At 71.2% G+C, this 16871-nt stretch carries 22 protein-coding genes; 16 read left to right on the top strand and 6 right to left on the bottom strand.

The genetic code is table 11. The annotated features are described in order from the left end of the window. The first annotated feature begins 96 nt into the window (after window positions 1–96). From ABC270_RS16405 to ABC270_RS16360, 10 genes are all read left to right on the top strand, one after another. Window positions 97–1503: an ABC transporter substrate-binding protein gene (locus ABC270_RS16405; protein WP_412881792.1), complete on the top strand. Its 1407-nt coding sequence runs from the start codon at window positions 97–99 to the stop codon at window positions 1501–1503. Beyond that, on the top strand, window positions 1503–2450 hold the full coding sequence (locus ABC270_RS16400) for a carbohydrate ABC transporter permease (RefSeq protein ID WP_412881791.1): 948 nt from the start codon (window positions 1503–1505) through the stop codon (window positions 2448–2450). The genes ABC270_RS16405 and ABC270_RS16400 overlap by 1 nt, the downstream gene beginning before the upstream one ends. Then, window positions 2447–3355, top strand: a complete 909-nt coding sequence (locus tag ABC270_RS16395; protein ID WP_412881790.1) for a carbohydrate ABC transporter permease — start codon at window positions 2447–2449, stop codon at window positions 3353–3355. Before ABC270_RS16400 ends, ABC270_RS16395 begins: the two co-directional genes overlap by 4 nt. Beyond that, the gene (locus ABC270_RS16390) at window positions 3352–4809 is read left to right on the top strand and encodes a glycoside hydrolase family 32 protein (protein WP_412881789.1); all 1458 of its coding nucleotides are present in this window, start codon (window positions 3352–3354) and stop codon (window positions 4807–4809) included. Before ABC270_RS16395 ends, ABC270_RS16390 begins: the two co-directional genes overlap by 4 nt. Further along, window positions 4809–5774: a carbohydrate kinase family protein gene (locus ABC270_RS16385; protein ID WP_412881788.1), complete on the top strand. Its 966-nt coding sequence runs from the start codon at window positions 4809–4811 to the stop codon at window positions 5772–5774. The genes ABC270_RS16390 and ABC270_RS16385 overlap by 1 nt, the downstream gene beginning before the upstream one ends. Window positions 5775–5813: 39 nt before the next feature. Then, entirely contained in the window at window positions 5814–5999 is a 186-nt protein-coding gene (locus tag ABC270_RS16380) for a twin-arginine translocase TatA/TatE family subunit (protein ID WP_412881787.1), read from the top strand. Between the two features lie 7 nt (window positions 6000–6006). Then, the gene (locus tag ABC270_RS16375) at window positions 6007–6318 is read left to right on the top strand and encodes a twin-arginine translocase TatA/TatE family subunit (protein ID WP_412881786.1); all 312 of its coding nucleotides are present in this window, start codon (window positions 6007–6009) and stop codon (window positions 6316–6318) included. A 153-nt stretch (window positions 6319–6471) separates the two neighbouring features. After that, window positions 6472–7818, top strand: coding sequence for a histidinol dehydrogenase (hisD, locus tag ABC270_RS16370; RefSeq protein WP_412881785.1), 1347 nt, complete (start codon window positions 6472–6474; stop codon window positions 7816–7818). An 88-nt stretch (window positions 7819–7906) separates the two neighbouring features. After that, complete coding sequence (locus tag ABC270_RS16365) at window positions 7907–9433, top strand: APC family permease (RefSeq protein WP_412881784.1); 1527 nt, start codon at window positions 7907–7909, stop codon at window positions 9431–9433. Then, the gene (locus ABC270_RS16360) at window positions 9430–10260 is read left to right on the top strand and encodes a nitrilase-related carbon-nitrogen hydrolase (protein WP_412881783.1); all 831 of its coding nucleotides are present in this window, start codon (window positions 9430–9432) and stop codon (window positions 10258–10260) included. Before ABC270_RS16365 ends, ABC270_RS16360 begins: the two co-directional genes overlap by 4 nt. A gap of 43 nt (window positions 10261–10303) precedes the next feature. On the opposite strand, the gene ABC270_RS16355 is transcribed toward ABC270_RS16360, so the two are convergent. The 6 genes from ABC270_RS16355 to ABC270_RS16330 form a co-directional block, all read right to left on the bottom strand. Then, the gene (locus ABC270_RS16355) at window positions 10304–11197 is read right to left on the bottom strand and encodes a LysR family transcriptional regulator (RefSeq protein WP_412881782.1); all 894 of its coding nucleotides are present in this window, start codon (window positions 11195–11197) and stop codon (window positions 10304–10306) included. Continuing rightward, window positions 11194–11337: a hypothetical protein gene (locus ABC270_RS16350; RefSeq protein ID WP_412881781.1), complete on the bottom strand. Its 144-nt coding sequence runs from the start codon at window positions 11335–11337 to the stop codon at window positions 11194–11196. The genes ABC270_RS16355 and ABC270_RS16350 overlap by 4 nt, the downstream gene beginning before the upstream one ends. Window positions 11338–11860: 523 nt before the next feature. Beyond that, on the bottom strand, window positions 11861–12373 hold the full coding sequence (locus tag ABC270_RS16345) for an RNA polymerase sigma factor (RefSeq protein ID WP_412882112.1): 513 nt from the start codon (window positions 12371–12373) through the stop codon (window positions 11861–11863). 176 nt (window positions 12374–12549) lie between these two features. Continuing rightward, window positions 12550–12900: a hypothetical protein gene (locus ABC270_RS16340; protein WP_412881780.1), complete on the bottom strand. Its 351-nt coding sequence runs from the start codon at window positions 12898–12900 to the stop codon at window positions 12550–12552. A gap of 10 nt (window positions 12901–12910) precedes the next feature. Next, a complete protein-coding gene (locus ABC270_RS16335; protein WP_412881779.1) occupies window positions 12911–13489 on the bottom strand; it encodes an Asp23/Gls24 family envelope stress response protein in 579 nt (192 codons plus the stop codon). Further along, window positions 13486–14043 (bottom strand): RNA polymerase sigma factor, encoded by a 558-nt coding sequence (locus ABC270_RS16330; RefSeq protein ID WP_412881778.1) that lies wholly within the window; start codon window positions 14041–14043, stop codon window positions 13486–13488. The genes ABC270_RS16335 and ABC270_RS16330 overlap by 4 nt, the downstream gene beginning before the upstream one ends. Before the next feature lie 138 nt (window positions 14044–14181). On the opposite strand from ABC270_RS16330, the gene ABC270_RS16325 reads away from it, so the two are divergent. From ABC270_RS16325 to ABC270_RS16300, 6 genes are all read left to right on the top strand, one after another. Continuing rightward, window positions 14182–14430 carry a hypothetical protein gene (locus ABC270_RS16325; RefSeq protein WP_412881777.1) on the top strand — a complete coding sequence of 83 codons (249 nt, stop codon included), beginning with the start codon at window positions 14182–14184 and terminating at the stop codon, window positions 14428–14430. 282 nt (window positions 14431–14712) lie between these two features. Then, window positions 14713–15165, top strand: a complete 453-nt coding sequence (locus ABC270_RS16320; RefSeq protein ID WP_412881776.1) for an Asp23/Gls24 family envelope stress response protein — start codon at window positions 14713–14715, stop codon at window positions 15163–15165. After that, window positions 15158–15349 (top strand): hypothetical protein, encoded by a 192-nt coding sequence (locus tag ABC270_RS16315; RefSeq protein WP_412881775.1) that lies wholly within the window; start codon window positions 15158–15160, stop codon window positions 15347–15349. Before ABC270_RS16320 ends, ABC270_RS16315 begins: the two co-directional genes overlap by 8 nt. A 26-nt stretch (window positions 15350–15375) precedes the next feature. Then, window positions 15376–15660 carry a hypothetical protein gene (locus ABC270_RS16310; protein WP_412881774.1) on the top strand — a complete coding sequence of 95 codons (285 nt, stop codon included), beginning with the start codon at window positions 15376–15378 and terminating at the stop codon, window positions 15658–15660. A gap of 12 nt (window positions 15661–15672) precedes the next feature. After that, window positions 15673–16248, top strand: a complete 576-nt coding sequence (locus ABC270_RS16305; RefSeq protein ID WP_412881773.1) for a hypothetical protein — start codon at window positions 15673–15675, stop codon at window positions 16246–16248. Continuing rightward, window positions 16245–16808, top strand: coding sequence for an Asp23/Gls24 family envelope stress response protein (locus ABC270_RS16300; protein WP_412881692.1), 564 nt, complete (start codon window positions 16245–16247; stop codon window positions 16806–16808). Before ABC270_RS16305 ends, ABC270_RS16300 begins: the two co-directional genes overlap by 4 nt. Window positions 16809–16871: the final 63 nt, after the last annotated feature.

The following is a 16871-nucleotide window of genomic DNA, read 5'->3' as shown; positions in this document are numbered from 1 at the left end:
CGTATTGCCTACTTCCTCTCCAGTGTGTACAGTCGCCCTGCAAATACGTATTGGTCCCGAATGACGGGGCCACGATCGCTCAGAGAGGAGCGACCCATGGCGAACGGATTCAGCACCCCGATCGACCGGCGCACACTGTTCAAGTTCGGTGGCGCGGGGCTCGCCCTGGCCGGCATCGGATCGCTGGCAGCCTGCTCGACCTCCGGCAGTGGCGCGAGCGCGTCCGGCACGGTCAAGATGCTCTACTTCGGTGAGCAGAGCGCCGCGACCGCACTGCAGAAGGCCATCGAGCCGAAGATCAAGCAGCTCGACAAGAAAGCAAGCCTGCAGGTCACGGCGATCAACGGGACCGACTGGAACGACTTCCTCGCGAAGGTCCTCACCCAGATCGCCTCGGGTGACGTCCCCGACATCGTCAGCGTCGCGACCGAGGGACAGCAGCTGCTGGCGTCGAAGAACCTGCTGACACCGCTCGACGACCACGTGACGAAGAACCTGTCCGGACTGAAGACGTACTTCAGCGGCATCCACCCGTCGCTCCTCGAGTCGACCATGTACGAGGGGCACCTCTACACGCTGCCGGACAGCTTCAACGCGGGCAGCATGTTCTACTCGACGTCCCTGTTCGAGAAGGCGGGCCTCTCGCGGCCGGCATCGGACTGGACGATGGACCAGTTCCGGTCCTCCGCGGAGAGCATCGCGAAGGTCGGCGGCGGCACGTACGCCTTCGACTGGGTCGTCCGACTCTGGGGCAGCTGGACCTCGTTCCTCTACGCGAACGACGGCAACCTGCTCGAGGAGGGGCGCTACTCCGGTGGTGACTGGCTCTGGAACAGCAAGGCCTTCGCCGACAACGCGGTCGGGGTCAGCGGACGCAAGGGCGGCTGGAAGTGGGGCGACCCGACGGCCAACTCCGACGCCGCGGTCGAGGCGCTCGAGTACGTCATCGACCTGCAGAAGTCCGGCGCCTCGCCCTCGCCCGACGTCGGCGGCGGGAGCACGCTGCAGGGTCTCTTCGCGTCGGGCCGCATCGGCATGACCATCGGCGGCGGCTTCTGGGCGGGCGGCCTGCACAACGCGGGCATGAAGGACGGCAGCTTCGACGTCGTCGAGTTCCCGACGTGGAAGAGCAACAAGTCGCTCTTCGGCGCTGGCGGGTACGGCATCTTCAACTCGTCGAAGCAGAAGGACCTCGCATTCGAGGTGATCAAGCTCATGGTGCAGCCGGAGAGCTTCGACGCGCTGTGGCCGGGCAACGTCACCACCCCTGCGCAGAAGTCGCTGCTCACCGCGGACCGGTACAAGACGACCGGTCCCGAGCACTGGTCGGTGTTCTACGACCAGCTCGACAACTCCGTGCCGATCTCCGCGCCGCCGTACTACAACGCGCTCGCGACGGCCCTCAACCAGCGCACCACCCAGGCGATCTCGTCGGGCAACGCGAAGAAGGCGCTCGACGGCCTGCAGGCCGACATCGAGAAGGCCGCCGCGCAGGCGTCGTGATGACCGCGACGACCGGAATCCGCTCCCGGCGGGCTGCCGACGTGGCAGCCCGTCGGCCGGCGGCGCGACGCGTCCGCCGACGCGAGGCCTCGTTCGGCTACGCGATGATCGGGCTGGCCGTGGTGTTCGTGGCCGTGTTCACGCTCATCCCGATCCTCGCCTCGTTCGGCCTCTCGTTCACGTCGTGGGACGTGATCACCAGCCCGAAGTTCGTCGGACTCGACAACTACACGCGACTCTTCACCGACGGCCCGGTCCTCGCCTCGTTCGGCGTCACGATCGTCCTGGCCATCGGGATCGTCGTGCTCCAGATCTCGCTCGGCATGCTGTTGGCCGTCCTGGCGAACAACCGGAAGCGCAACGCGACGCGGGTGTTCTTCCGGACGTCGTTCTACCTGCCGCTGCTCGCGTCCTCCGCCGCGGTGTCGATCTTCATGGGCTACATCTTCGACACCAAGTTCGGGCTCATCAACTACTACCTGAACGAGATCGGTCTGCCCGGAGCCCACTGGCTCAACGACCCGTTCTGGGCGAAGGTCACGATCGTCCTCGTGGTCGTGTGGCAGCAGGTCGGCTTCACCTTCGTGCTGTTCGTCGCCGCGCTCATGTCGGTCCCGGTCGACGTCCAGGAGGCCGCTGCCATCGACGGTGCCGGCCCGTGGCGCACGCTGTTCCGCATCAAGATCCCGCTGATCAGCCCGACGATCCTGTTCGCCACCGTCATCGCCATGATCAACGCGATGCAGCTGTTCGACCAGCCGTACATCATGACCAAGGGCGGGCCGGGCACAGCCACCACGACCGCCACCATCTCCCTCTACCAAGCGGGGTTCCAGAACCTGCAGTTCGGGTTCGCGTCCGCCATCGCGATCCTGCTGCTCGTCATCATCGGCGTCATCACCGGGATCCAGTTCATCGCCGCACGAAAGCTGGTGTTCTACCAATGACGACCACCGACGTCCTCAACCCGCTGCACGCACCGGAGACCGTCGCGCAGCCGAGCGTCACCCACATCGTCCGCCGCCGGCGTCCGGTCGCGAAGGTCGGCAGCATCGTCGGCCTGGTCATCTTGATCATCGCCGCGGTGTTCGCCCTCGGGCCGCTGCTCTGGACCCTCACCACCTCGCTGCGGACCCCGGCCGAGTCGTTCGACAACCCGCCGCAGTGGATCCCGCTGTCCTGGGACTTCAGCAACTACGCGGCGGTGTTCAACCAGATCCCGATCGGGCAGTTCTTCGTGAACAGCGTCATCGTGACGCTCCTCATCGTGGTCGGGCAGACCATCACCTGCACGCTCTCCGGCTACGCGTTCGCGATGATCAGCTTCCCGGGGAAGAACACGATCTTCGGGATCTTCCTCGCGACGATGATGGTCCCGATCCAGACGATCATCATCCCGGTGTTCGTCATCCTCAAGGACATGGGCCTGACCGGCTCGATCGCGTCGCTCATCGTGCCCGCACTCGGCAGCGCCTTCGGGACGTTCCTCATGCGGCAGTACTTCATGCAGATGCCGAAGGAGCTCGGGGAGGCCGCGCGCATCGACGGTGCGAGCCAGTTCGGGGTGTTCCGCCACGTGTACGCCCGGATGGCCAGCCCGGCCATCGCGACCCTGGCGATCCTGAACTTCTCGGGGTTCTGGGCCGAGTACTACCGACCGCTCATCTTCCTCAACCAGCAGGACACCTTCACGCTGCCGCTCGGGCTCGTCGGACTGCAGGGCAACCTCGGCACCGGTTCGATCTCCGTCGTGCTCGCCGGCGTCGTGCTCACCATGATCCCGAGCGTGCTGCTGTTCGTCTTCGCCCAGCGGTACTTCATCGAGGGCGTCACGGCGGGGTCGTCGCGATGACCACGGCCTCCGACACCGTCGTCCACGGGAACGACCGCCGCCCCCTCTCCGCACCACACCAGGAAGCAGACGCCGTGCACGCCGCAGCCGACCACCACCTGCCGCAGTTCCACCTCCGCATCCCGCGTGGGTACCTCAACGACCCGAACGGGCCGATCGACATCGGCGGTCAGGCGCACCTGTACTTCCAGTCCCGGCCCCGGGTCGACCTCGACGTCCCGGTCGAGTGGGGGCACGCGACGAGCGACGACCTCGTGCACTGGACGCTCCACCGCCCCGCCATCGTCCCGGTCCCCGGCGGTGCGGACTCCGGGGGCGCGTGGTCGGGCAACACCGTCCTCCACGACGGAGTCGTCCGCGCCTACTACTCGGGCAAGGTCGACCACAGCCCGTTCCAGTCGGTGCTGCTCGCGGAGTCGACGGACGGCGGCGCGACCTTCGGCACTCCGGTGCAGGTCGTCGCCGACCCCTCGGAGGACGAGGCGATCACCATGTTCCGCGACCCGTTCGTCTGGTCCGACGGCGCCGGCTGGTCGATGGCGGTCGGAGCCGCCTCCGCTGACCAGGTGGCGTCCGTCCGCCACTACCGGTCGGCGGACGGCGTGCACTGGACGCACGAGGGTGACCTGCTCGCCATGCCCCGCAGCACGGTCGACGGTATCGACACGGGCGAGGGGTGGGAGTGCCCGCAGGTCATCGGTGTCGACGGTGAGGAGGTGGTCCTCGTCGCCTCGTGGTCGCACGGTGACGGGCCGGCCGACGTGATCGCGATCCCGCTCTCCGGTGCTCCGCGTCCGCACCGCGTCGACGACGGCCAGCACTTCTACGCCGCGTCGGTCATGCGTACCGGGTCCTGGGGGCCGGTGCTGTTCGGTTGGGTCACCGAGGGTCGGACCGAGGACTGGACGCGGCAGGCGGGCTGGTCGGGGGCGATCTCCCTCCCGCGCCGAGCGTGGGTCGCAGATGGTCGACTCGCGACCGCACCACACCAGGCGGTCGATGCGCTCCGCCGGGGTGAGGCCCTGCCCGGGCACGGTGCGACGATCGGCGCGCAGACGGAGATCGTGCTCCCGACGCCGGTCGACGGGTGCATCCGCATCTGCTTCGGCGCGGACGAACTCCTCGACGTCGTGGTGGACACCGCGGCGGACACGCTGACGATCGACCGTTCCCGAGCCAGCACGGACCACCGCGCCGACCCGAGCTCCGCGGTGGTCCGTGCGCCGTTCGACCCGGACTCGGACCTCCCGGCGGTCCGGGTGCTGCTCGACGGCTCCGTGGTCGAGGTGTTCACGAGCGCCGGGCGTTCGGTCACGACGCGCGTCTACCCGCTGCACGCGCCGCCGTGGTCGGTCGAGGCGCCGGCAGGCGCGTCGTACTGGGCGCTCGAGGGAGCGGTCGCCCCGGCGTCGGGCCCCGCAGCGTCCGCCCCCGTCGGGACCGCGACCGCGTGATGACCGCCGCCACCGTCACCGTCGCGGGGGAGGCGCTCGTCGACGTCGTCCACGGCGACGCCGGCCACGACGTCCCCGACCACGGCGGCACCGCCCGCGAGGTCCCCGGGGGGAGCCCCGCGAACGTGGCGCTCGGGCTCGCGCGCCTCGGGTGCGACGTCGACTTCGCGACCCGGCTCGGGGACGATGAGCGCGGTCACCGCGTCGCAGACCACCTCCGGGCCTCGGGCGTCCGGCTCACCCCGGGGTCGCTCGGGGCCGGACGGACGTCCTCGGCCACGGTGCGGCTCGGCGCCGACGGGCAGCCGCGGTACGTGTTCGACATCGTGTGGGACCTGCCGGAGGTCGTCGGGACGCCCGCGTGGTTGCACGTCGGTTCGATCGCGGCGTTCCTCGAGCCCGGGGCTGGCCGGGTGGTGGACGCGGCACGTCGTACCGCCGCCGCCGGCGGCTCGGTCTCGTTCGACCCGAACATCCGTCCCGCGCTGCTCGGCCCCCGGGTCGAGGCGGTCGCCCGGGTCGAGGAACTCACCGCCCTCGCCGCCGTGGTGAAGCTCTCGGACGAGGACGCCGCCTGGCTGTGGCCCGATCTCGGCGACACCGACGCTGTCCTCGACCGCATCCTCGCGCTCGGTGCCGGATTCGCCGTCGTCACGGCGGGGGCAGCGGGCTCGGTGCTCGCCACCGCGACGCACCGGGTGCACGTCCCGGCGGCGTCCACGAGCGTCGTCGACACCGTCGGCGCCGGTGACACCTACTCCGCAGCCCTGATCTGGCAACTGGCGCGATCGCCGCACGCAGCGGCCGACGCACATCCGCACGTCGGAGCGCGCCTCGGCGACCTCGACGACGCGGCGCTGACGGAACTCGGCAGGACCTGTTCGCGTGCTGCGGCGATCACCGTCGGTCGGCGCGGTGCGGACCTGCCCACCGCCGACGACCTGACCACGGCTCCGACCGCCTGACCGGAGCCGCACCCGAACCACCCAACGGAAGGACCAACCATGATCGGCAACCTCACCGGCGCACACCTGCTCATCGTGCTCGCCATAGTCGTCCTGCTCTTCGGCGCGACCAAGCTCCCGGCACTCGCGAAGGGCCTCGGGCAGTCGCTCACCGTCTTCCGCAAGGAGGTCCGGGCCGGCGACGAGGCCACCCCGGACGTCCCGCCCGCGGCGCCCCGCGACTGACACGGCCGTGGACGTCGACAAGATCGTCGTCATCCTGGTCGTCGCCGCGTTCTGCCTGGGTCCGCAACGACTCGTCGGGTACTCCCGGCAGCTCGCGGTGTTCGTCCGCCAGGTGCGTGACTGGGCCGACACCACCAAGGCGGAGATCGAGCAGCAGACCGGTGTCGACATCGACTGGTCGGACCTCGACCCGCGTCGGTACGACCCGCGGCGGATCATCCGGGACGCCCTGACGGAGCCGTCGGACGCGCGTCCGCCTGCGGGCGAGCCGCGGACGGCACCGGTCGGGCCGGGGACGGACGAGGCGCCGGGTCGCTGACGCGACCACCCACCGGACGGGAGGCCCGTGGCGACGCCGCGACGGGCCTCCCGTCCGTCGCTGACGTGCCACAACGCAGCCATCGTGTTTCCCGATGGTCAGCGGCGATGATTCGGGCTACCTCCGGCCCGGACGCGTCGCCACGCTGGACCCATGCAGCTCTCCTCCCGCTTCACCACCCGCAACGCCGACCGCTTCCGGTTCGTCAAGGCCCCCGGTGTGGACACCGCGCCGGCCCAGCGCGACCCGGCGGTCATCGAGACGGTCAGCCGCATGCTCTCGGAGATCGAACGCGGTGGCATGGACGCCATCGCCCGGTACGCGAAGGAGCTCGACCGCCAAGACGCCCCCGTGGAGCTGACCTCGGCACAGATCGCCGCGAGCGGTGACCGTCTCGCTCCCGACCTCCGCGAGGCCATCGAGCTCGGCTCCGCCCGCACGAAGCAGTTCGCCGCGATGCAGCGGGAGCACCTCGCAGACTTCGAGGCCGAGCTCGTCGACGGGCTCGTCGTCGGGCAGCGCTACGTCCCGGTCGGCAGTGTCGGCGCGTACCTGCCGGCCGGGCGCTTCCCCCTCACCGCGAGCGCGTTCATGACGGTCGGGGTGGCGAAGGTCGCGGGAGTGCCCTCGGTCGTCGCCTGCACCCCGCCCCAGCCGGACGGCGGTGCGAACGACGCGGTGACGTACGCGGCCCACCTGTCCGGCGTCGACCGGCTGTTCGTGCTCGGGGGCGTCCAGGCGCTCGCGGCGATGGCGTTCGGGCTGCTCGACACCGACCTCGACCCGGTCGACATGATCGTCGGCGCGGGCAACGCCTACGTCGCCGAGGCCAAGCGGCAGCTGTTCGGCACGATCGCGATCGACCTGCTCGCCGGTCCGAGCGAGGTCGCGGTCATCGCGGACGACTCGGCCGACGCGGAGATCGTCGCGGCGGACCTCCTCGGGCAGGCCGAGCACGGTCCGAACTCGCCGGCAGCGCTCGTGACGACGTCCGAGCGGCTCGCGCACGAGGTCGTCGCGGCGGTCGAGCGACAGCTCCCGACGCTGTCCACGAACGCGATCTGCGGCCCGGCCTGGCGCGACCACGGCTCGGTCGTGCTGGTGCCGACCCGCGAGGACGCCGTCCTCGTGATGGACGAGTTCGCCCCCGAGCACCTCGAGGTGCAGACGACCGAGGACGACTGGTACCACGACCACCTCACGAACTACGGCTCGCTGTTCCTCGGCCACTGGAGCACGGTCGCGTACTCCGACAAGGGCATGGCCGGCACGAACCACACGCTCCCGACCGCCGGGGGCGCGAAGCACAGCGCCGGACTCTCGGTGTCCCGCTACCTGAAGCCCCTGACGTACCAGCGCATCGCCCGCGAGGCGACGCCCGCGGTCGCGCACGCCGTCGACGTCATCTCGGCGAGCGAGGGCATGAGCGCGCACCGGGCGACCGCCACGATGCGGCTCGACGCGTACGCTCCCGTCACCGCGTCGGCGTCGACCGACTGACCACCCAGCTCCACCACCTCCAGCTCCACCAGCCCACAGCTCCACCCGTCCCGTCCCTCCCCGAACCCCGAGCGCAACGGAGCCAGCGATGACCACCGAGCACCACCCCACCCCGGCCGCCCCGGCCACCCCCGGCCTCAAGCGCGAGCTCAAGGTCGCCGACGCCGCAGCGTTCTCCGTCGGCCTGATCGGACCCGTCGGCGTCATGGCGCTCCTCGGCGCAGGCGCCGCGGGCATCCTCGGGCGCGGTGCCACCTGGGCCTTCGTGTTCGCCCTCGTCGCGGTGTCACTCGTCGCGTACGGCTTCGTGAAGCTCTCCCGGCACATCGCCCACACCGGCTCGGTCTACGCGACGGTCGGCCTGACGCTCGGCGCCCGGGCCGGGTTCGTCGCGGGCTGGGCGCTGTTCTTCGCGTACGTGACCATCGGCGCGGGCTCCGGCATCGAGATCAGCCTGTTCGTCACGCAGCTGCTGAACGACGTCGGGATCGCGGTGCAGCCGGACTGGATCTGGATCACGATCGTCGCGCTGGCCGTCGTCGTCCTGCTCGGTCGCCGCGAGGTGCACGTCATCACCCGGTCGCTCCTCTACGCCGAGCTCATCGGCGCGGTGCTCGTCACGATCCTCAACGTCGTGGTGCTCGTGCGCCTCGGGGTCGGCGCCGCACCGGCCGGGCGCCACCTCAGCTGGGAGTTCCTGGAACTCCCGAGCGGCACCGACGTGAGCCTCATCGCGGGGGCCGCGGTCTTCGGGTTCCTGGCGTTCGCGGGCTTCGAGGGCGCCGCCACCCTCGGCGAGGAGACGAGCAACCCGAAGCGGGACATCCCCAAGGCCCTGAAGATCGCGATCGTCGTCGTCGGGGCGTTCTACCTGCTCTCGATCGTCGCGCAGTCGCTCGGGTACGGCACCTCGGCCGCCGGCGTGAAGGAGTTCGCCGGTTCGGCCGCACCCTACGGCGACCTCGCCCGGACGTACGTCGGAAGCTGGCTCGCCGACCTGCTCACCCTCGCCGCCGTCGTCAGCCTCTTCGCGATCTTCCTCGGCACGCTCTCCGGAGCGTCGCGCGTGCTCTTCGCGCTGTCCCGGGACACCGGGATCGCCCGTCCGATCGCGAAACTGTCGCCGCAGGGCTCGCCCGTGAACGCGCTGAGCGTCGTCGCCGTCGTGGTCGTCCTGGTCGTGGTCGGCGAGCGGCTCACCGGTGCCGCCGTCCTCGACGCCACCTACTGGGCGCTGACGGTCGGGACGATCGCGCTGCTCGTCGCCTACGTGCTCGCGACCGTCGGTGCCGTCCGCTTCCTGTTCTTCTCACGTCGGACCGACACCCCGAAGTGGCAGATCGTCGTACCGGTGCTCGCGCTGGCCCTCGTGCTCTACACGATCTACAAGAACGCCGTCGGGCTCGAGGCCCCGTACAGCTGGTTCCCGTACATCGTCGCGGCATGGCTGCTCGTCGGGCTCGGGATCACGTTCCGCAGGGGGCTGGTCGGACGGGTCGGCACCGCGCTGGCAGCGTCGGCGGGGGACGGCCGGGAGGCACCTCCCACAGCGACCGACGCCACCGCACGTCGTCAGGACCGTGCGTCCCGCGACGACGAGGACGTCGTCCTGTGACCCGCGTCGCCGCGGTCCAGCTCGCACCCGTCGTCGGTGACCTCGCCGCGAACGCGGCGACCGTGCAGGCGGCACTCGCCGCCGTCCCGGACGACGTCGACGTCGTCGTCCTGCCGGAGCTCGCGACCAGCGGCTACGTGTTCCGGGACGCCGCGGAAGCCCGCTCGTGTGCCGTCCCCGCGACCGACGCGACGGTCACCGACTGGGCGACCACTGCCTCCCGGCTGTCCGGCGGAGCCGGAGGGGTCGTCGTCGGCGGCTTCGCCGAGCTCGGCGAGGACGACGTCGTGTACAACTCGGCCGCAGTGGTCGACGCGACGGGCGTCGTCGGGGTGTACCGCAAGGTGCACCTGTGGGACGGCGAGAAGGCCTGCTTCACGCCGGGGTCCGCACCGCCGCTCGTCGTCGACACCCCGCACGGCCGGATCGGTGTCGCGATCTGCTTCGACATGGAGTTCCCGGAGTGGACGCGACTCGCAGCCCTCGACGGCGCCGAACTGCTCGCGGTCCCGACGAACTGGCCGTGGGTCGACCGACCCGAGGGGGAGCGGGCACCCGAGGTGCAGATCGCGATGGCCGCGGCACGGGTGAACCGGATGGCGATCGCGTGCGCCGACCGGTGCGGCACCGAGCGGGGCGTCGACTGGAACGAGGGCACCTCGATCGTCGACGCCGACGGGTGGGTGCGCGCCGCGACCGGGCCCGGAGCGGGGATGGTCGTCGCCGACCTCGACCTCGCCGCCACGAGGGACAAGACCCTCAGCCCTGTCGCGGACCTCTTCGGCGACCGGCGGCCGGACCTCTACGGGGCGCTCGGCCGCCGATGACGGGTCCGCCCGGCCGTCGGGCTCCGTCCGGCCGTCGACCCGGTCACCCCTCGGTGAGGAGCTCGCGGGCCAGGCGGGCGAGTTCCGCGGTCGCGGCCGACAGCACCGACCCGTCCCGTTCGACGAGCGCGACCGTGTCCACCACCGGCTCGGCGAACGGCGCCCAGTGCAGTCCGAGGGACGCGGCGGACACCTCGGCGACCGCGCGGGCGATGAACGTGTCGCCGACGCCGGACGCCACGAGGGCGAGCGCCGTCTCCACCTGCTCGACCTCCACGTGCGGCTCGAGCGTCACCCCGGCGAGGCGGGCGCGCTCCGCGAACTGTCGACGGGTGGGGTCCTTCCAGCCGTAGTGCGCGTCGTAGAGGACGAGGCGGCGGGCGGCCATCGCCTCGATCGTCATCGGAGCGTCGGCGATCGACGGGTCACGGCTGACGAAGACGACCTCGTCGCGGCGCAGCGGCGTCACCCGGAGGCCCTCCGTGTCGATCGGCAGCACGACCAGTCCCGCCTCGAGGCCACCGGAGGCCACCTCGCTCGCGACCTCGACCGAGTTGAGCCCGATCACGCGGAGCCGGACGGCCGGGTGCGCGGCGTGGAACCGGGTCAGGAGCTCGTCGAGCGCGTAGTACTTCGCGTTGCGGAGCAGCCCGAACGACGCCGTCCCGCCGACGAGGGAGGTCACGGCTCGGAGCGCCCGGTCCGCGGCGTCGGCCTCGGCGATGATCCGCTCGGCCATCGGCAGCAGCACGGCTCCGGCGTCCGTCAGGGTCAGGCGTCGACGGCCCCGGACGAAGAGCGCCGTGTCGTACGCGCCCTCGAGTCGCCTGATGAACTCGGACACCGAGGACTGCGAGCGGAGCAGGGCCTCGGCGGCGGCCGTGAACGACCCGAGGCGTGCGACGGCGACGAAGACACGGAGCTGCACCAGGGTCACGGCGGCAGCCTAGCGACGTGGGCGACGTGGGCGACGTGGGCGACGTGGGCGACGTGGGCGACGTGGGCGGCGCGGGTGCCGGGCAGCCCGGGCGTCGGCCAGCGCAGCCGCAGTCGCAGCAGGAGCGAGTCGCCGTGCACCGGGTCGACCTGATTCCCTGGTCCGGCGCTGGTGTTTGCAGTACGTAGAACATCAGTTCGCGTCCCTGAGATCCGTTGCACGAAACGGTCGCTCCGCTGAGAGGAGCGTCATGACCGCTGCGCGCATCGTCCGAGACCGGCAGGCAACGGCGTCCGTCGTCATCGAGGCCCTCGTGGCAGTGCTGCTCGCTGTCGGGCCGTACGGACTGCCGCTCCTGCTCCCCGGCAGTGCTCGTCACGATCGTCCAGACGGTGTTGCCCCTCGGCTTCGTCGTCGTGGCCTGCGGATCGTGGCGGCGCCTTCGGAGGACGAGCGAATGCTTCCTTCCGCTCGGGATCCTGGTGCTCGCGATCGTGTGGCCGGTCGGGGCACTCGTTCCGATCCCGCTGGAACTGTTCCTGATCGCCCGGATCCTCACCGTCGCCGTGCTCGTGGCAGTGCTCGTCAACCCGGGTGGCTGTGGGTGGGAGCACACTTCCGTGTCCTGTGGGACAGTGCCGGCATCCGCTGACCGCGGCCCCGTCAGCGCCACGCGGCGAGTTCGGACTCCAGCGTCCGGCGAGCCCGCGCGAGCATGCCGCGAACGGTCGACACCGGCAGCTCGAGCTCGGCGGCGACCTCGTGGTACGAACGCCCGTCGAGGTGCCGGAGCTCCCAACACCGACGCTGCGCGACGGGCATCGACCCGAGCACGACCCGGGCCGCGTCGACGAGCGAGGCCCGTTCGCACACGTCAGTCGGTGCGGTGTCGCCGGGCGCGGGCACCGAGTCGTCGAGGTCGTCGAGCGGCCGTCGGGCAGCGCGCCGGACCCGGTCGTACGCCCGACGGCGCGCGGTCGTCACGAGCCAGCCGCAGATCGCGGTCGGGTCGTCGATCGTGTCGAGGTGGGTCCACGCGGCGAGGAAGGTCTCCTGCACCACGTCGTCGGCGTCCGCGGGGGAGTGCAGGACGCTCATCGCGGCGGCGTGCACGAGACGGGTGTGGCGGTGCACCATCGGTGCGAAGGTCGCCGGGTCGGCGACGGGGGCGGGCATGAGCACGGTGCGGTCCGATCCTCGGGTGGATGCGTGAGGACCATTCGGAGAGAGGTGCTCGGCGGGCAGGCTCGACGGATACCCCAGTCGACGGGGCAGAACGGGCAGGTTCCCGCGGTGCCGACCAGGTGACGGCCGGGAGGCGCGTGGCGGCGCCGCCACGCGCCTCCCGGCCGTCAGATGGTCGCGCCCGGGGTGACCGCGTCCTCGACCAGACGGATGGTCACCGTGACGAGGTCGGCTCCACCGTCGACCCGCTGGTCGACGAGGTCACGGACGCGTTCGCCGACCTCGCGCACCGTGTCCGGTGCGGGCCGGTCGCCCGAGACCGCGATGCCGGCGGCGATGCGCACGGTGGTGCCGTGGCGGTCGATGTCGACGAGCACGTCCGGCTCGCGGAGCGCGAGGGCGGCGGCGACGGCCTCGGCCGCGCCGTGCACGATCGGCCGGGGCGGGTAGACCGCCACCACGCCGGGGACCGCCCGGATCGCGGAGGTGAGTTCGCTCGACAGCGCTGCATCGTCCACGGTGGGCTCCTCAGGGCAGGACGACGTCGTCGAAGCGGACGTCAATCGACTCGATCGTGAGTTCGGTGTGGCGGGCGAGCGCGTCGGCGACGGCGTCGCGGAGCCGATCGGCCGTCGCCTCGGCGGACGCGCCGTACAGCAGCCCCGCGGTCAGCGCGACCCGCACGGGCGCACCCGGCACGTCCACGTCGCCGTCGAGCTCACAGCGCCCCATCACGACCTCGCGGAGGGCGTCGCCGGCGCGCCGGACGACCCCGCGCACCGCGGCCTCGGTCATCGCGAGACGCAGGGTCGGGTCGGGGTGTGCGATCGGCACGTCCCGCCCGGACCGGACCTCGGCTCGGATGGTGTCGAGCAACCGGTCGATCCAGGCGGTCTCACGATCGGCTTCGTCCTCGGCGCGGCGTTGCAGCGCGCCGAAGGACAGCTCCCGGAGCCGCCGCATGTTCGCCAGGGCCAGCCGGCACCCCGGCGATGACTCGATGGACGCATCGAGGGGTTCACGGCCGCGGTCGAGGTAGTCGGCGAGTTCCTCGATGGTGTGCCCGTCGAGGTCGTCGTCGGGCATGGGGAGGTCGTCGTCGGTCATCGCCATCCCTCCATCTCCGCAGCGAGGAACCGTCGTGCTCGTGCGAGGAGTCCGCGGACGGTGGACGTGGACAGCTCGAGTTCGTCGGCGATCTGCTGGTAGCTGTACCCGGCGGTCTCGCGGAGGAGCCAGCAGCGGCGTTGGTCGGCAGGGAGTCGGTCGAGCGCCGTCAGCAGTGCGTCGAACTGCAGCCTGTGCTCGACGATACGCTCCGGGCTCCGCGCCGCGTCGGCCGGGGCCTCGGCGTCGTCGAGTTCGTCGTGGTGCCGTCGTCGCCGGAGCCGGTCCAACGCCTTCCGCGTCGTGATCTGCAGCATCCACGAACGGAAGCGCGCGGGGTCCTCGAGGTCGGACAGCTTGCGCCACCCCGTGAGGAAGGCCTCCTGCACGACGTCGTCCGACTCGACCGTCGAGCCGAGGACCTGTTCGGCGTACACCCGCATCAGACCGCCGTGCCGCCGGGCGAGCACCTCGAACGCGAGCACGTCGCCGTCGGCGGCCCGGGCGACGAGCGTCGCGTCGGACCCGCGCCGGAGGGGATCGTCGTCGCTCATCCCCGCCTTCCGGTCCGTCGTGGCCCGACCGCTCGATCGGAACTCCGAGCATGCACCACCCGACGACGACGTGCCCGGGAAGCAGCGACGACGGCGGTTTCGTGACATCCGGCCCCTCGGTGACGTCTCCCTGACGACATGCACGACGACGCCACACCCGAAGCCCCAGAGCCGTTCATCGCAGAGCCGACCACCGCCCACGACACCGTTCAGACCGCCGCCGCGCTCGACCCGCAGGCTCCCGTCCGGGACCTCTGCATGAGCGTCTTCGACCGGTGGCGCTGCGGGCGGGAAGACGGGCACGTCGGACTCCACTCGACCGGTGATGACGGGCTGACCGCGTCATGGAACGACACCGCGGCCGGCCGACGGCTGCGCTGGCGGTGACCAGCGCGACCCCTACCAGGTTCCCGGCCTCAGTGTTCGGTGCCGATCGGGGTACGGCGCCGACGTGCGCATTGCGGTCACACCGCGTCATCATGCGGCCGCTTTCCGAAGTGCACCCCGCACGTCACGTCGAACGGGGGACAAGAACGGTGCCGGGAACGGCCTTGTCTGGGAAGTCGATGGAGGATCGCAGTCCGGCGTGACTTCCGTCTGGGGTGCCCCGTCTCATCCGTGAACAGCAACCGCTGGGAACGCCCGGCGGGACGAACGGAAGGAATCGACATGGCTGACACCACGACCCCCAACACCCTCGCCGGCTCGCGCCCTGCAGGAACCCACGCCGCTGGCTCCAACCCCTCGGGCAAGACCACCATCGACGACACCGTCGTCGAGAAGGTCGCCGGCATCGCCGCCCGTGAGGTCAACGGCGTGCACTCGCTCGGCAAGGGCGCCGCTCGTGCCATCGGTGCGATCCGCGACGCGATCGGCCAGCGTGACTTCGGCCAGGGCGTCAAGGTCGAGGTCGGCGAGAAGCAGGTCGCCGCTGACATCGTGATCGTCGCCGAGTACCCCGTCTCGCTGCAGCAGGTCGCCGACGGCGTGCGTTCGTCGGTCGCCCGCGCGCTGACCCAGATCGTCGGCATGGAGGTCGCCGAGGTCAACGTGACCGTCCAGGACGTCTACATCCCGGGCGACGACGACAACGACGACCAGAAGGAGTCCCGCGTTGAGTAACACGTTCGCAGGTGCGCTCATCGGGGCGATCCTCGCCGTCGTCGCACTGCAGTTCGGGTTCGGTGGCTTCGTGCTCGTGGTCGTGTTCGGTGCGATCGGGGCCCTCGTGGCAGCGCTCACGTCCGGCAAGATCGACCGTGGCGACCTCACCGACGTGCTGACCGGACGCCGGAGCTCCCGGTGACCGCCGGCCCGGACGTTCCGGGCCGCGTGGAGATCTCTGCTCGTGCGCTGAACTCGCTCGCGCGGGCCGTCGCAGCCGAACGGCTCGGCGCGCCCGCCCGGCGGGTCCGCGTCGAGCTCGGTGACCACGCGGGCGGGCTCGCACTGCAGGTCACCGGTCCGATCCGCACGCAAGACGACGTCGTCGGTTCGGCCGCCGCAGCCGCCGAACGCGTCCGCGACCGGGTCGGCGAGCTGTCCGGCCGCCGCGTCGGCAGTACCCACATCGAACTCACCGGCATCGTGCACGAGCACGAGGGCCGGGTCCGGTAGGAGGAGGAACCCATGAGCACCACCTCGCTCGAGCGCCGCATCCAGCGCCGGAGCATCCACCGTTCCCGGTCCGGCGCCGTGTCGGTGTCGTTGATCGTCCTCGCGCTGGTGGCGGCGTGGATCGGTACGGAGTCGGTCCTGCAGGCTGTGGGGGCGGGCCCGCTGCTGGCCGATCCGCAGACGGTCGTCGACGCAGCCCTCAAGCCCGATGCTGCGTTCACCACGATCGCGGAGGTCGTCGCGGTCGTGCTCGTGGTCCTCGGCATCGTGCTGATCGTCCTGGCCCTCAAGCCCGGCCGACAGCCGCGGTCCGCCGTCGCGCACGACCGGGGCGCGGTGGTCATCGACACCGCCATCCTCGCGTCGACGGCCGCGAACGCCGCTGCCCTCGCGGCCGGTCTGCCCGAGGACCACGCCAAGGCCTCGGCCCGCGGTCGCTCCTCGGAGGTCCGCCTCGTGCCGCTCTCCGGTGTCCCCGTCGACCAGGCCTCGGTCCGGTCCGCGGTGGAGGAGCGGCTCGGTCGTCTGGATGGCCGGTTCGGCAAGCACGTGAAGGTCCGTGTGGAGGAGAAGGGAACGCTGGCATGACCAAGAGCAACCGCACCCTGAACCGCATCATCCTGCTCGTGCTCGGCCTGGTCGCCGTCATCGTCGGCCTGACCATCGGCGCCGGTGTGCTGCCGCCGGTGCGTGACGCCCTCACGCCGTACGTGAGGTTCCCGTCGAGTGTCACCGTGCCGTCGGCGTCGTTGTGGATCATCGCCGCCGCGTGCGTCGTGCTGATCGTGCTGGCGTTGCTGTGGGTGTTCACCCGCGGCCGCGGCGGCACGTCCGTCGCCGTCCGCGAACGCAGTGGTGAGGACCAGGTCACGATCAACGTCGCGCTCGTGCGGGACGTGATCGACCACGAACTCGCCGGCGTCCGTGACGTCGTCGGCTCCAAGGTCGACACGTACCTGGTCAAGCACCAGCGCGCCGCCCGGATCCGGGTGAACGTGCGTCGCGGCGGCGACGCGGTGACCGTCCTCGACGCCGTCGACCACGCCATCGGCGTGCTGGACCGCACCCTGGGCCGGCAGGTCCCGGTCCTGGTCCACCTCACCGGCGGTACCCGCGCCGCCCTGGCCAAACCCACCCGCGTGCAGTAGACCGCACCACCCACCAGACCGCACCAGACCCCGGGAGGCACACCGCGCCTCCCGGCCGGTCTG

This window comes from Curtobacterium phoenicis (assembly GCF_047238015.1).
In the GTDB taxonomy this organism is placed as follows: domain Bacteria; phylum Actinomycetota; class Actinomycetes; order Actinomycetales; family Microbacteriaceae; genus Curtobacterium.
Note: the sequence above shows the minus strand (reverse complement) of the source record. Positions and strands in the feature narration are given on the sequence as shown.